Raw genomic sequence first — 14,678 nt, forward strand, 5'->3', positions numbered from 1 at the left:
TGATGATGACTGGGTATCAAAATATCCCGCCTCCAGATCCATAGGATCGGCAATCCACTTACGCATCACTGGGCATTTATCTCGCCTGCCATGTCTTGTCTGTCCCGATTTCTCAGCACCGTTTCTACACTCGCATCCCTGCCGACCATCAATCGTTTATATGAATGAATCGAAACGATTTTCCACGGCCCGTGTCATAGCGACTCGTGACTGGTCGAAGGGAGTCTGATCAAGGAAACATCCAGAAGCCTTACATTCACCTTAAATCCGATTGCAATTTCATTTTATTTTTATTAACAAACAACAAGTTATATGTTTTATTAAAAGCATATGAATATCACGTTAACCTTTTGTGAAGGCCAAAATCATGCATTGGATATTGCTATCTGGCGAAACCGACCAAACGCATTCATTGCGTCGGATTCTGATCAGGGAGGGTTTTAAGGTTGCGCACCCGAGAACGCTAAAACAAACCAGCGACCAACTGATGGTCCGCTCTTTTTCAGCCATTCTGATGTCTGGATACAGCCATGATGAAATCAGGTCTTGGACGCAGACCATCGAACAGAACCTACTAGTTCGTACAAGTCGGTGCGCACCTATTTTTTGCTTCGAACAGACGATCACTGCAGATATCAGCAGATAAACGACTGGGCGCCGATATTTTGCGCGCATGAAAATATTTCCGAGGATGAAATTCTGCTTAGAGTCCGCGCACTGCTCCGGCGGGCAGCGGGGTATCCGAATCATAGTTATATTGGGCCGCTCGGGCTCGATCCGTTAACCCACCGAGCCTATCTGAATGGTTGGCCGATATCCCTGCGCATCAAGGAAATTGAACTGTTGCAGGCGCTCCACGACCACGGTTCTCGCGCAGCGTCTTACGAACAGCTCGAGGCATTGCTTTGGAACGGCAAGGCTGGCGTACGCGCACGCCTTGCCTCACAGATTAGAAATTTACGCGCCTCGCTCACCCGACAAGGTGTCCCGCTGTCGATTCGCAATATCAAGGGTTACGGTTATCGTCTGGTGCTCGCTGGTGCCGCCCCGCGCCCTCACGAAATTTATCGTCCACGACCGGCTACCCGCAGACGCAGCAACCCCTCTGGCGAGGTGCACAACATGCCCTGAGACGGGCATGCATTCTCAGCCGGCGTCCGCGTGGGCGCCGCCGTTCGCGATGTGTCGCACCAGCGTGATCAAGGCATCGTCCAGTGCCTGCGCGGAACGCTCGAAATCCACAATGCCCCGTTGCACGATCTTGTCGTCACCCGCTTGCCAGGCCAACGTGGCTTCCAAGGCGCGTGCGTGCAAGTCGCTGTGACAGCGCTGTAACTCGGCAAACCCAGGGAGCCGCCCATGCCGACGCCCAGCACCCACCAACCAAGCACCCAGTGCGCAGGCGTGTTCGTCTACACAATCGTGGAGGGGCAGTAACGGGTACTCGTCACACCGGGGAAGCGCCAACGCTTCGAGCTGTTGCGCGACGCCATGGCGGTGCGCGGTCCGCGCCATCAGTAGCGGCAAATCATCATAGGTGAACCACACGCTTTTCTCGTCGCCCATCCATTCCGCTGGCGGTTGCCAGCCGGCGGCCCACGCTGCCAACGCCTCGGCCGGCAATGGGTGGCTGATCAGGTAACCCTGAGCGATCTGACAACCTAGCTGCAGCAGTAACTCGCCTTGCTCCACGGATTCGACGCCTTCGGCCACCACGTCAAGATTCAACAGGCGCGCGGAGGTCAGGGTCCCGGCGATAATCGCCAGCGCGCGCGGCTCTCTGAGCAGACGGCCGACGAAACGCTGGTCGAGTTTGATCTGATTGGCCGGCAGCTCCTGCAGGTAGGTCAGCGAAGCATGCCCGGTGCCGTAGTCGTCCAGCGCCACCGCGAGTCCACGTTCGCGGCAGGCGGTCAGCGCCCGTCGCGTAGTCACCAGATCACGCAACGCAGCTTGCTCGGTGACCTCAATTTGCAACCATGGCGTTGCCGTCGGGTGACGCCGCAGGACATCGTCCACATCATCGATGAAGGCTGGATCGAGCAGATGTTGCGCGCCGATGTTCACCGAGACATACCATTCGTAACCCGCTGCCAGCCAGTGGTCAATCTGCATTGCTGCGGCCTCGAGTACATAACGCCCGAGCTGGCGAACCAGTTGCGCGCGCAGCTCGACGGCCTCGATAAAACTCGACGGCATGCGCAGCTCGCCATCGCGTCTCCAACGGATCAATGCCTCCATTCCCCAAATCGAGCCATTGGACATATCGACCTTTGGTTGGTAGTGCAGCACCAACTCACCCTGCTCCAGCGCATCGAGGAATTCACGCTGCAACAGATCGATGCGATGTAAATGATCTTCGCGGTCGCGCTCGAACAGCCGATGTACGCCACGACCGGCATCCTTTGCCTGGTAAAGCGCAATGTCGGCGTGCCGAATCAGATCCTGCGCATCCACATCGTCGAGCGGATACAGCGTCAGGCCCAGGCTGGCGCCCACGTGTACCTGCTCGCCTTGGATATGGAAAACCGGCTCGAATGCGCGCTGCACACGGTCGAGTACCAGCTCGGCCTCCGCCAGGGTGCGCAAATTGGGTAGCAACAAACCAAACTCGTCGCCGCCAAAGCGTGCCACCGTATCGCCCTGTCGCAAGGCCGCCTGTATGCGCGTGGCGACCTCGCGCAGCAGGGCATCGCCACTCGGGTGCCCCATACGGTCGTTGACCGACTTGAATCCGTCCAGATCGATCATACCCACGCCGAGTATGCGATCCCGGCGCAGGCTCTGAACCATTGCCTGGCGCAAGCGATCCATGAACAAACCCCGGTTGGGCAGTCCAGTGAGCGGGTCGCGCAGATGGCTTTCCTTGAGCCCGAGCAGCACTTGCCCCAGGCGGGCGAAAGCCCCGAAAGGGGTTAAATCAATGTGATCGAAGTACCAGCTACGATCGGAATAGACCACGCCCACACCGCGCAGCCCGCCAACCCGACCGAAGGGGAAAATCGCGACCGCCTCGATGCCTTGATGCGATGAGCACCAATCCGGCAGATTCGCATCCTGACAGGTCAGCACCTTCAAATGGTTATCGTCCAGCGCCTGCCACAGGGGATCGGCAGGATCGTAGGACACGTCCACCGTCTCCCAGAGTCGCCCGCGACCGGCACCCGCGTGGGCGGTGATCGGTGTATGGCTATCCTCGATCAGCCCGAACCAAACCGCCGGCAAGTGGCGCGAACGGGTCACGAGCTCATTGCAAATGCTGGCCAGCACATCCTCCGGCGCCGAAAGATCGGCCAGCTTGAGCGTGGTTTCGATTAGGGCCTGCGAGATCGTGGCCCGCTCGGCCATGGTTTCGTTGTGAATCGCCTCGAAACCGGCGAACTGCAGCATGATATCTGCCAGCAGCACTCGGAACACCGCCGAGCGCAGCGCGGGGCGCTCGGCCTCGGACAGCTCGCGGATGCGCGCCTCCAGATGATCGAGATACAGGCTATAGCCCCCCGCCACCCAGACCGGGGAGACATCGTGCGCGTAATGCGCCCGTGCAATATGGCCGACGGAGCGGCTCGCGGTTTCCGGCCAGTCGCTGATCAGACCCCGGAAGTGGGCGGCCTGAATGGCCGTCAATTCGCGCAAGCGCTCTATGCCCAGTCGTTCGAACTGGGCGGCAGTCTCGGGGTAGGACAGTAGATAGTCATAGAAACGTAGCGCGAGTTGATCGGCTCCCGCGGTCAGATGTGCGGCATGACGGGTCAGCAGTGCCAGCGTGTCGTCGTCCAGCCGGATGAAGCGTCGCACACGCGAGAGCAGGTCACGCCAACGTATGTCTTCAGAGGAATCGCGCTTGCCGCTCATGAACCTACCTACCGCGCCGAATGAATCGACTCATGATGATATACACCGGGGATCGCTGACGCTCATCCGCCGCCTGCAGGCAGATGCATCAGGTCGGCGTTCAGCCACAGATGCACCAAAATACTGGCCGCATACCCCAGCGCCACGGCCCAGGTCCAGCGCAAATGGCTGGAAAAGGTATAAATTCCTCGCGCCTGACCCATCAGGCCAACACCCGCCGCGGAACCGATGGACAACAGCGAACCGCCCACGCCCGCGGTCAGCGTGACCAGCAACCACTGACCGTGCGACATGTCCGGTTGCATGGTCAGCACCGCATACATCACGGGAATGTTGTCCACCAACGCGGACAGCAGACCGACGATGACATTGGCCGGCGTCGCGCCGAGTCCGCTGTACAGCGCCTCGGAGACCAGCGCGAGATAACCCAACGCGGCCAGACCGCCGACACACAGAATCACGCCGTAGAAAAACATCAGTGTGTCCCACTCGGCGCGCTGGAGTTGTGCAAATACATCGAATACGGGAGGTTCCTGTCCGCCTAGACCCTCCATGCCTGCCAACGCACGCCGTTCACGCATCTTGATGCGATAACCATAAAGCTTGAGCAGGCCGAGTCCTGCCATCATGCCCAGCATCGGCGGCATGTGCAGAAACTGGTGGAAGGCCACCGCACTGGCGATGGTGATGAAAAACAAGACAATCACCATCGCGCCACCCGGCCTGAGTACCACCCGCTCGTTCATCGGTCGCGGCCGGCCGTGCGGCACCGCGAAGGACATGATCGCCGCCGGCACCAGCCAGTTCACCACGGCCGGCAGAAACAGATCGAAGAATTGTGTGAAGGTCACCATGTGCCGCTGCCAGACCATCAGCGTGGTGATGTCGCCGAAGGGACTGAAGGCGCCACCGGCATTCGCCGCCACCACGATGTTGATGCAAGCAAGCACCACGAAGCGCGGATTGTCGCGCGCCACCGCCATCACCACCGCGGCCATCAGCAAGGCCGTGGTCAGATTATCGGCCACTGGCGAGATAAAAAAGGCCAGCAAACCCGTGATCCAGAAGATGGTGCGCAACGAAAATCCGCGCGACACCAGCCAGCCGCGCAGCACGTCGAACACGCCGCGCTCCTGCATCGTGTTGATGTAGGTCATCGCCGCCAACAAGAACAGCATCAGCTCGACGTACTCCAGCAGATTCTCGCGGATCGCCACCTGCGGCAAGGTGGTATTGCCATGCGCCGCATAGGCCAGCGGCACCATCACCCAGATCACCGCTGCGGCAATCATCACCGGTTTCGACTTGCGCAAATGTAGCGCTTCTTCAGCAACCACCAGAAGATAGGCGAGCACGAATACAAGCAGGGCAACCATGCCGTACCAGCTTCCAGTGAGATTCCAGAAGACCGGCGGTCCACCCGCGCCCGCTTCAGCGGCCTGAGCCACCGTAGGCAGCAACAAAGCGAACAGCGCCACGAGAAAAAGGCGAAAGGCTGGCAACGATTTCATGGCTTGAGACCCGTGGTTGTATAACCCGCGCGGTAATACCGCGACCGGCAAATCGGCCGAGCCTAACATCCTCGCCCACCTGGCACATCCCTAGCGGGGCGTGCCAGGCGCGCGTGGGCTATGCTGGGGCATCTGACCATCACCCGGGGGATGCATGACCGAAGCAATGAGCCTGACGCCAACCATGATGGTGGTGCTCGGGTTGCTCGCCTTTACCGTCTTCCTGTTCGTCACCGAGATCGTCCGCGTGGACGTCGCCGCCGTTCTCGTCATGGTGCTCCTCGGCCTGCTCACGCTGGTGCCTGGGCTGGAGAAACTGACGGATGCCAAGCGCTTGTTCGAGGGCTTCGCGAGCAATGCGGTGATCTCCATCATCGCCGTGATGATCATCGGCGCCGGACTCGACAAGACCGGCATGATGGGCAGACTCGCGGGCATGATCCTGCGCGTGGGCGGGCGAACGGAACGCCGCCTCATCCCGCTGATTTCCGGCACCGTCGGCCTGATCTCGAGTTTCATGCAGAACGTCGGCGCCGCCGCCCTGTTCCTGCCCGTGGTGGCGCGCATCTCGGCGCGCAGCGGCTTACCCATGTCGCGCCTGCTGATGCCGATGGGCTATTGTGCGATTCTCGGCGGCACCGTCACCCTGGTCGGCTCCAGTCCGCTGATTCTGCTCAACGATCTGCTGCCACCTGGCATTCCCCGCTTCAAACTGTTCGAGGTCACCCCGATCGGCCTTGCGCTGTTAGCCACCGGCATCCTCTATTTCGTCATCGCGGGGCGCTACGTGCTGCCCAGCAACAACACCCCCGGCGCTCGCGGTGCCGACGTGATGGGTTATTTCCGCCGGCTCTACGGTCTCGACCTCGCCGTGATCGAAGCCCGAGTGGCACCCGACAGCCGACTCGCCAGTCGTCTCGTCGGCGAGATCGAGGAGGTCGACGGCGTACACGTCATCGCGGCGCTGGTCGACGGCACCCCGATCATCGCCCCACCGCGCGACGTCGCGGTCGAGGCAGGCACCCATCTCGTGATCATGGTTGAGCGCGCACGACAGGTCAGTTATCTGAACGAAAGCGGACTGACGCCCAAACCTGAACTCGACATATTCAACGATCTGCTCGCACCCACCCGCGCCGGCGTCTGCGAGGTGGTCATCCCCACCCGCTCGCGACTGATCGGTCACAGCCTGCGCGAACTATGGATGCGCAAGACTTACGGACTCGCGGTGCTGGCTATCCACCGCGGACGCGAAACCCTGCGCGAGGGATTGCGGGATGTCGAGCTGCAGCCCGGCGACACGCTCGTGTGCCACAACACCTGGGAGACACTCGCGCGCATCGATAGCGACCGCGACTTCGTGGTCGTCACCACCGAATACCCACACGAAGAAGAGCGCCCCCACAAACTGGCCTTCGCCCTGTTTTTCTTCGCATTGGCCATCGGCCTGGTGTTGTTCTCCCCCCTGCGCCTGTCACTGTCGCTGATGGTTGGCGCCATCGGCATGGTGCTCTCCGGCGTGCTGCATATGGACGAGGCCTACAAGGCGGTGGACTGGAAGACCGTATTTCTACTTGCGGCCCTGATCCCGCTGGGCATGTCCATGGAACAGACGGGGACCGCCGCCTGGATCGCTGCGCAGGCCCTGCATCTGCTCGACGGAGCGCCACTGTGGGCGATCGAGGCCGTGGTCGCGGTGCTCGCCACCGTATTCTCACTGGTGATGTCGAACGTCGGCGCCACCGTACTGCTGGTGCCGCTGGCCATCAGCATGGCCGTGGAATCCGGCGGCGATCCGCGCCTGTTTGCACTGATCGTAGGGCTCGCCACCTCCAATTCCTTCATCATCCCCACCCATCAGGTCAACGCACTGATCCTGGGTCCTGGCGGCTATCGGGTGAAGGACTTCCTGCGCGCCGGCGGCATCATGAGCGTGCTGTTTCTAGTCGTCATGCTACTCATGCTCAATCTGGTTTTCTGAGCGGCCGTCTCGCACCGCGACCATATCCCCGCTAGAATGCGGTGATTTTGCGCGGCGACGCCGCGGCGTTGCGGCCTGCCTGGCCGCCGCCCGCAGGCGGTCCCGGCCGACGGATTTCCCATACGAGTAAAGGAGTCACCGACATGTCCAAGCGGCACCCCGTCATCGCGGTCACCGGTTCGTCCGGCGCCGGCACCTCTACCGTCAAACGCGCCTTCGAGCACATCTTCCATCGCGAATCGATCAAGCCCGTCATCATCGAGGGCGACAGCTACCACCGCTACAATCGCATCGAAATGAAGGCGGCCATGAAGAAGGCGGCCGAGGCGGGTAACAACCACTTCAGCCACTTCGGTCCCGAGGCCAATCTCTTCGACAAGATCGAGGAAACCTTCCGCACCTACGGCGAATCCGGCACCGGCAAGAAGCGCTATTACCTGCACAGCGACGAAGAGGCCGCCGAACACAACAGCCGCCTCGGCAATGCGCTCAAGGCCGGCGAATTCACCCCCTGGGAAGACATCCCCGAGGACACCGACCTGCTGTTCTATGAGGGTCTGCACGGCGGCGTGCGCGATGGCGAGGTCGACGCAGGTGAGTTCGTCGACCTGCTGATCGGTGTGGTGCCCATCGTCAACCTCGAGTGGATCCAGAAGATCCACCGCGATAAGGCCGAACGCGGCTACGCGCCCGAGGCCACAGTGGAAACCATGCTCCGCCGTATGCCCGACTACGTGCGCTACATCACCCCGCAGTTCTCGCACACGGACATCAACTTCCAGCGCGTGCCCCTGGTCGACACCTCCAACCCCTTCATCGCGCGCGACATCCCGACGCCAGACGAGAGCTTGGTGATCATCCGCTTCAAGGATCCACTGAAGTTCGAGATCGACTTCACCTACCTGCTGGCGATGTTGCAGGGCTCGTTCATGTCCCGCCGCAACGACCTCGTCGTACCTGGTGGCAAGATGGGCTTCGCCATGGAGATCATCCTCGGCCCCATCATCGACCGCATGCTCAAGGAACGCGGTTAGAGGTCACGAGGCGCCGCCAGCGGCGCCTCGCGCAGGGCTGAGATACGTGACCTCGGGTGCTATGATTCCCCCGAGGTCACGTCACACCCGGAGCCCATGCCCTTAATATCCACCGCTTCACCCCTGGCACGATTCCGCGCGCGCTACCAAGGCCGCACGCTGATTGTCCACCGCGGCTTTGTGCCGAATTGGCTGACCGAGCTGCTCACGCAACCCGGCGGCGGCGGCCACTTCCGCATCGACGTCCGCCACTTCAGCGCAGATGATTCAACACCGGTCGAATGGCTGGTACGCCGGCATGTATTGCCCCTGGAGCTGCCGCTCCCACTGTTGATACAGGTGACCGACGAGGCGCTCTATCTGCGCCATCTGCTGCGTGGCGAGCAGCCGGTCCACCCCAGCGAGATTTTCTGGTTCCTGGAAGAAATCGCCGAACGCCACCACGCGTGCCTACGCCCGGACGGCGCTTCGCTTGAGGCCAAAACAGGCATGCCGTTGACCGACAACGAGGCACGCGCCATGCTCGACAGCCTGTAGCGCCCGGTCACGACTTGGCCGAACCGACCACTGCCACACACAGACGGACCGCATCGACGCCTCATGGAACGCTTCGCACTTGCCCACACCACCGGCATTGAGCCCGAACAACTGATTGCCGATTGCGCGCGCCAGCTCGGGCCGCTGCCAGAATCCGCCAGCCTCGGTATCCTTTATCTGACCGATGCTCTGGCCCCACGTCTGGACGAGCTGGTCGAGGGCCTGCGCGAAGTGACCGGCGTGCCCCATTGGGTCGGCACCGTCGGCGTGGCCATCAGCGTGACCGGGCACGAGTATTACGACGCGCCTGCGCTGTGCGTGCTCGTTGGCGACTTCCCGCCGCACAGCTTCCGCATGATGCCGCTGATCGACAGCGATCCATCACATTACCTCGCGCTGCACCGCGACTGGCTGCAGCGCGAGGAGACCATGGTCGCGCTGGTGCACGGCGATCCCACCAACCCGCGCACCCCCCAGCTCATCGGCGCACTGGCCGAAGCCGTCCCCAACCTGTTCATGTTCGGTGGCATCACCTCCAGTCAAGGCGAACATCGCCAGGTCGCGGACCTGGTCGTCGGCGGCGGGTTATCGGGCGTCATATTTGGCCCAGAGGTCGGTCTGGTCACCGCTCACACGCAAGGCTGCACCCCCATCGGGCCGCGCCACCGCATCACCCGCAGCGACCGCAATCTTGTGGTCGATCTCGACCACGAACCGGCGCTCCAGGTCATGAAGGCCGACATCGGCGAGGTACTCGCGCGCGACCTCAACCGCGTTGGCGGCTACATCTTCGCCGGCCTGCCGGTGCCCGGCAGCGACGATGACGACTATCTGATCCGCAATCTCGTCGGTGTCGACCAGCCACGCCAGATCCTCGCCATCGGGGATTACGCCGAAGAAGGCGGCGAGCTGATGTTCTGCCGGCGCGACGGCAACACCGCGCGCGCCGATCTCCAGCGCATGCTCGGCGACCTTCAAGGACGAATGAACGGCACGCCGCGCGGCGCCGTCTACGTTTCCTGCGTCGGGCGCGGACGCTATCAGTTCGGTGACGACTCCGCCGAACTCAAGCTCATTCAAGAGGCGCTCGGCGACGTGCCGCTGGTGGGCTTCTTCGCCAACGGCGAGATCTTCCGCAACCGGCTCTACGGCTTCACCGGCGTCCTCACCCTATTCCTCTAACCCCCGCTCACGGAGAACCCCCATGCAATACCGTCCCCTGGGACATACCGACCTGTCGGTCAGTCTGATCTGCCTCGGCACCATGACCTTCGGCGAGCAGAATACCGAGGCCGAGGCACACAGCCAGCTCGACCGCGCGCTGGCTGCCGGCATCAACTTCGTCGATGCCGCCGAGATGTATCCCGTGCCGCCAAGGGCCGAGACCCAGGGGCGTACCGAGTCCCATATCGGCAGCTGGCTGAAGAAAACGGGGCGTCGCAACGACATCGTGCTCGCGAGCAAGGTCGCCGGACCCGGCAATGGTCTGGACTACCTGCGCGGCGGCCCACGCCTGACCACCGCACATATTAATCAGGCCGTTGAGGACAGCCTGCGCCGACTGAACACCGACGTCATCGACCTCTATCAGGTGCACTGGCCAGATCGCAATACCAACTTCTTCGGTCAACTTGGCTACACCCACAACGCCGACGAGAACGCCACCCCGATCGAGGAAACCCTCACCGCACTGGCCCGTCTGGTCGAACAGGGCAAGATTCGTCACATCGGCCTATCCAACGAGACACCCTGGGGCGCAATGCGCTACCTGCATCTCGCCGAAACGCTCGGCCTGCCAAAACCGATCAGCATCCAGAATCCATACAACCTGCTCAACCGCAGCTTCGAGGCCGGTCTCGCCGAGGTGGCGCACCGCGAGGGGCTGGGTCTGCTCGCCTATTCGCCGCTCGCCTTCGGCGTGCTCAGTGGCAAGTACCTCGGCGGCAAGCGTCCTGCGGGGGCTCGCGTCACCCTGTTCGAACGCTTCCAGCGATACAGCGCGCCCTACGTCGACGGCATCGTCGCACAATACGCACAGCTGGCCACCGACCACGACCTGAGCCTCACGCAGTTGGCACTGGCCTACGTAAACAGCCGCAGTTTCCTGACCAGCAACATTATCGGCGCCACCACGTTGGAACAGCTCGACGAAGATATCGGCAGTGCAGACGTCACCCTCAGCGAAGAAGTACTCGCCGCCATCGAACAGATCCACGAGCGGCACCCCTACCCCTGCCCCTAAGACGAAACCCCGCGCAGCCCAGCATCGGCATGCCGGCCGCGCGGGGCGCTCTGCGTTATGCTCAGCACATGTCCGTAACGCAGATTCCCTCACTGATCGACAGCCATTGCCATCTCGACGACGAGCATTTCAACGTCGACCGCGCTTCGGTGCTGACGCGCGCGCGCGCGGCCGGTGTCGGTGCCATCATCCTGCCGGCGGTCAGCGCCGCGAGCTGGTCGCGGTTGCGGGCCATCGCCGACCCAGGGCAAGGGCTGTACCCCGCCTACGGCCTTCACCCAATGTACCTGCCCGAACACCGCCCCGAACACCTAGGCGAATTGTCCGAATGGCTCGGACGCGAGCGCCCAGTCGCCGTGGGTGAGTGCGGGCTGGATTTCTATGTCGGCGGCCTCGATCCCGCCACGCAAACCGAATACCTGATCGCCCAACTGAGACTCGCACGCGAGTTCGACCTACCGGTGATTCTGCATGCGCGCCGCGCGCTGGATGCAGTCATGAAGCAACTGCGCCGTCACCCAGGCCTGCGTGGTGTAGTGCACAGCTTTTCCGGCAGCCTGCAACAGGCCGAACAGCTCTTCGACATGGGTTTTTGTATCGGCCTCGGCGGTCCACTCACCTACCCTCGCGCACAGCGACTGCGCGGGTCGCGTCACGGCTGCCTCTGGAGGCCATCCTGCTTGAGACCGATGCACCAGACCAACCCGGCATTGCCCACCGCGGCGCACGTAACGAACCCGGCTTCGTCGACGAAATTTGCAGCGTCCTGGCCGAGCTGCGCGCCACGGATTCGAGTACCATTGCCATGGCTACGACGGCCAACGCACGCCGATTATTCGCGCTACCCGACTGACCCAGAAACCCGCTACGGAACTGCAAGATGCCGCCAGATGCTACCGCCATCCCCGCCGCCCATGAGCGTACCGCCATCCTGATCGGTGCCACCGGCATCGAGCGCCTGCGAGATGTCCATGTGCTGGTCGCCGGTCTCGGTGGCGTCGGTGGCAACGCGGCCGAAGCCCTCGGCCGCGCCGGCGTCGGCCATATTACGCTGCTCGACCACGACACGGTCGCACCGTCCAATCTCAACCGGCAAGCGATCGCGCTACATTCCACACTGGGCCGTTCCAAGGCCACGCTGATGGCCGAGCGCCTGCTCGATATCAACCCCGATATCACCACCACCGTGCTCACCGATTTCCTCCGCCCTGAGGATGCTGATGCGCTGATCGCGCGCGCGCCATTCGACTACATACTCGATTGCATCGACTCGATCGCCTGCAAGGCTGCCTTGGTCGCCGCCGCGCAGCGTGCCGGCCGGCCGATCATGTCGAGCATGGGTGCAGGTGGGCGTATGGACCCGAGCCGCATCCATGTCGCGACGCTCAATCAAACCCACACCTGCGCACTCGCCCGGGAAATGCGCAAATCGCTCAAGGACCTGGGCGCGCGGCTCAACTACCCAGTGGTCTTCTCCGACGAACCACCGGTAGTCAAGGGACTGGCACACCAACCTGTGGACGACCCGGCCGGACGACCGCGCGCGGTCAATGGCACCATTAGCTATATGCCCGCACTGTTCGGCCTCACGCTCGCCGGCCATGCAATCCGTACCCTGTTATCCGAAGCCACCCAAGCGCGATAAGTCATACCGATGGAGGCTGTCTGCCGATAAATTTTATTGATCGGCGCCTAGGCTGGCTCACTTTGAAGCGCCGCCCCATTTCCTCTAAGCTACGCGCGCCTTGACTCCCAGCAGGCGCCGGCGAGCAGTACGTCAGACGCAGCCCAGCGCCGACACCCAGTACACGACCCGAGGTACCGCATGGACATCTTCCTGCCCATCGCCCACATGGATGTGAATCTCCTTCTCATCCTGTTCTTCGGAGCCATCGTCGGTTTTCTCTCCGGCCTGGTGGGCGTCGGTGGCGGCTTCCTGATCACCCCGTTGTTGCTGTTCATCGGCGTGCCGCCCCTGGTTGCTGTGGCCACCGGCGCCGCTCAGATCGTGGGTACCTCTGCCAGCGGCAGTTATGCCCATTGGCGCCTGGGCAACATCGACTTCCGCATGGCCTTCGTGTTACTAGTCGGCAGCTGGACCGGCGGCGCGGTCGGCGTGCACATCGCGCAAGTGCTGGAGGCTGGCGGCCACTTCGGCACCATCGTGACCTTCCTCTACGTCGGCCTGCTCGGTATCGTCGGCGCCAGCATGCTGATCGAATCGCTCAATGCCCTGCGTGGGAGTTCGAAGGCCAAGGCCGCGAAATCCGAAGGCAAGACCGGGCAAGGCGGCTGGATGACACGGTTGCCCTTGCAGGTGGATTTTCCGGTCTCCCAACTCAAGCTGTCGCTGATCGTGCCGGTGATCATCGGCTTTGGCGTCGGTATTCTCACCTCGCTGATGGGCGTCGGCGGCGGCTTCATCATGGTGCCGGTAATGATCTACCTGCTGCGCATGCCGACCAAGGTCGTGGTCGGCACCTCGTTGTTCCAGCTACTGTTCACCACCGCCGAGGTCAGCATTCTGCAGGCTGGCGTGAATCATGCGGTCGACCCCTTTCTCGCACTGGTGCTGGTCATCGGTTCCGCGCTTGGCACCCAGTGGGGCACCAAGCTCGGATCGCGTCTCCCGGGTGAACAGCTACGCCTGATTCTCGCACTGGTGGTGGTCGCGGTCGCGGTGAAGATGCTGTTCGGGATACTGATCAAACCCCACGACATCTACAGCCTGGTACTTGCCCGATGAAGATGAGACTCGTACTCGCCGCAATCGCCCTGCTGCCCGCATTGGCCCACGCCCAAACCCCGGCGAAACCAGCACACCTGGTCACCGAGCTGAGCAGCGATCACGTCGACATCTCCACGCGCTACACTGGCGACGAGATCACCCTATTCGGCGCCATGTCAGAACCCGCTCAGGTGGTGGTGAAGGTCACCTCGCCGACCCAAGCCGTGTCGATCAAACAGAAAGGGCGCGTCGGTCCGTTCTGGTTAAGCGTCGCCAAATACGACATCGCCGACACGCCCGGTCTGTATTTCCTGCTGTCCTCGGCACCGATCGACAAAATTCTGCCGGCAACCGCGCAACGCCGCTACGGCCTCGGCCTTCAGGACGCACTGAGTGGCATGCACGTATCGCCGACGCCGGCCGATGCCGCGACCTTCCGCCACGCACTGCTCGACCTGAAGGCGCGCCACCACGAATACGTGGTCAACGGCCAGGCCGTGAAGATACTGGGGCAACGACTCTACTCGACCACCATCAAACTGCCCGCACAACTACCGCTGGGCACCTATCGGGTAGACATCTACCTCGTGCGCAACGGGCAGGTAATCGCCACCGACCACCGACAGATCAATGTCGCGGAGGTGCGTATCGAGCACTGGATATCCAGTATCGCGGACAAGCGTTCCTGGCTGTTCGGTATCAGCTTCACACTGGCGGTGATGGCCCTCGGGCTGTTCCTCGGGGTGGTCATGGGGCGCGGTGGCAAGAAGGCCTGAAAAGGGCTTCCTGT

The 14,678-nt window shown here is 62.2% G+C and carries 11 protein-coding genes and 1 pseudogene; 10 read left to right on the forward strand and 2 right to left on the reverse strand.

Going from position 1 to position 14,678, the window contains the following annotated elements; genetic code table 11:
* The first annotated feature begins 591 nt into the window (after window positions 1-591).
* Window positions 592-1,131, forward strand: a complete 540-nt coding sequence (locus tag BI364_RS18960) for a winged helix-turn-helix domain-containing protein (RefSeq protein ID WP_070079594.1) — start codon at window positions 592-594, stop codon at window positions 1,129-1,131.
* Window positions 1,132-1,146: 15 nt separating this feature from the next.
* On the opposite strand, the gene BI364_RS16040 is transcribed toward BI364_RS18960, so the two are convergent.
* On the reverse strand, window positions 1,147-3,855 hold the full coding sequence (locus BI364_RS16040) for an EAL domain-containing protein (protein WP_070079595.1): 2,709 nt from the start codon (window positions 3,853-3,855) through the stop codon (window positions 1,147-1,149).
* A gap of 62 nt (window positions 3,856-3,917) precedes the next feature.
* On the reverse strand, window positions 3,918-5,366 hold the full coding sequence (gene nhaD / locus BI364_RS16045) for a sodium:proton antiporter NhaD (RefSeq protein WP_070079596.1): 1,449 nt from the start codon (window positions 5,364-5,366) through the stop codon (window positions 3,918-3,920).
* Between the two features lie 154 nt (window positions 5,367-5,520).
* On the opposite strand from nhaD, the gene BI364_RS16050 reads away from it, so the two are divergent.
* The 9 genes and pseudogenes from BI364_RS16050 (at window position 5,521) to BI364_RS16090 (ending at window position 14,664) form a co-directional block, all read left to right on the forward strand.
* Window positions 5,521-7,347, forward strand: coding sequence for an SLC13 family permease (locus BI364_RS16050; protein WP_070079597.1), 1,827 nt, complete (start codon window positions 5,521-5,523; stop codon window positions 7,345-7,347).
* 143 nt (window positions 7,348-7,490) lie between these two features.
* The gene (locus tag BI364_RS16055; RefSeq protein ID WP_070080154.1) at window positions 7,491-8,381 is read left to right on the forward strand and encodes a phosphoribulokinase; all 891 of its coding nucleotides are present in this window, start codon (window positions 7,491-7,493) and stop codon (window positions 8,379-8,381) included.
* A gap of 96 nt (window positions 8,382-8,477) precedes the next feature.
* Entirely contained in the window at window positions 8,478-8,918 is a 441-nt protein-coding gene (locus tag BI364_RS16060; RefSeq protein ID WP_070079598.1) for a hypothetical protein, read from the forward strand.
* 63 nt (window positions 8,919-8,981) lie between these two features.
* Complete coding sequence (locus BI364_RS16065; RefSeq protein ID WP_070079599.1) at window positions 8,982-10,100, forward strand: FIST signal transduction protein; 1,119 nt, start codon at window positions 8,982-8,984, stop codon at window positions 10,098-10,100.
* 22 nt (window positions 10,101-10,122) lie between these two features.
* Window positions 10,123-11,160, forward strand: a complete 1,038-nt coding sequence (locus BI364_RS16070) for an NADP(H)-dependent aldo-keto reductase (protein WP_070079600.1) — start codon at window positions 10,123-10,125, stop codon at window positions 11,158-11,160.
* Between the two features lie 68 nt (window positions 11,161-11,228).
* Window positions 11,229-12,013, forward strand: a pseudogene (locus BI364_RS16075) (TatD family hydrolase).
* A 27-nt stretch (window positions 12,014-12,040) separates the two neighbouring features.
* Window positions 12,041-12,805 (forward strand): tRNA threonylcarbamoyladenosine dehydratase, encoded by a 765-nt coding sequence (locus tag BI364_RS16080; RefSeq protein ID WP_070079601.1) that lies wholly within the window; start codon window positions 12,041-12,043, stop codon window positions 12,803-12,805.
* Window positions 12,806-12,985: 180 nt separating this feature from the next.
* Window positions 12,986-13,906 carry a sulfite exporter TauE/SafE family protein gene (locus BI364_RS16085; protein WP_070079602.1) on the forward strand — a complete coding sequence of 307 codons (921 nt, stop codon included), beginning with the start codon at window positions 12,986-12,988 and terminating at the stop codon, window positions 13,904-13,906.
* Window positions 13,903-14,664, forward strand: coding sequence for a TIGR02186 family protein (locus BI364_RS16090; RefSeq protein ID WP_083251478.1), 762 nt, complete (start codon window positions 13,903-13,905; stop codon window positions 14,662-14,664). Before BI364_RS16085 ends, BI364_RS16090 begins: the two co-directional genes overlap by 4 nt.
* The last annotated feature ends 14 nt before the right edge of the window (window positions 14,665-14,678 follow it).

It is taken from the genome of Acidihalobacter yilgarnensis (assembly GCF_001753245.1).
Classification (GTDB): Bacteria; Pseudomonadota; Gammaproteobacteria; order DSM-5130; family Acidihalobacteraceae; genus Acidihalobacter; species Acidihalobacter yilgarnensis.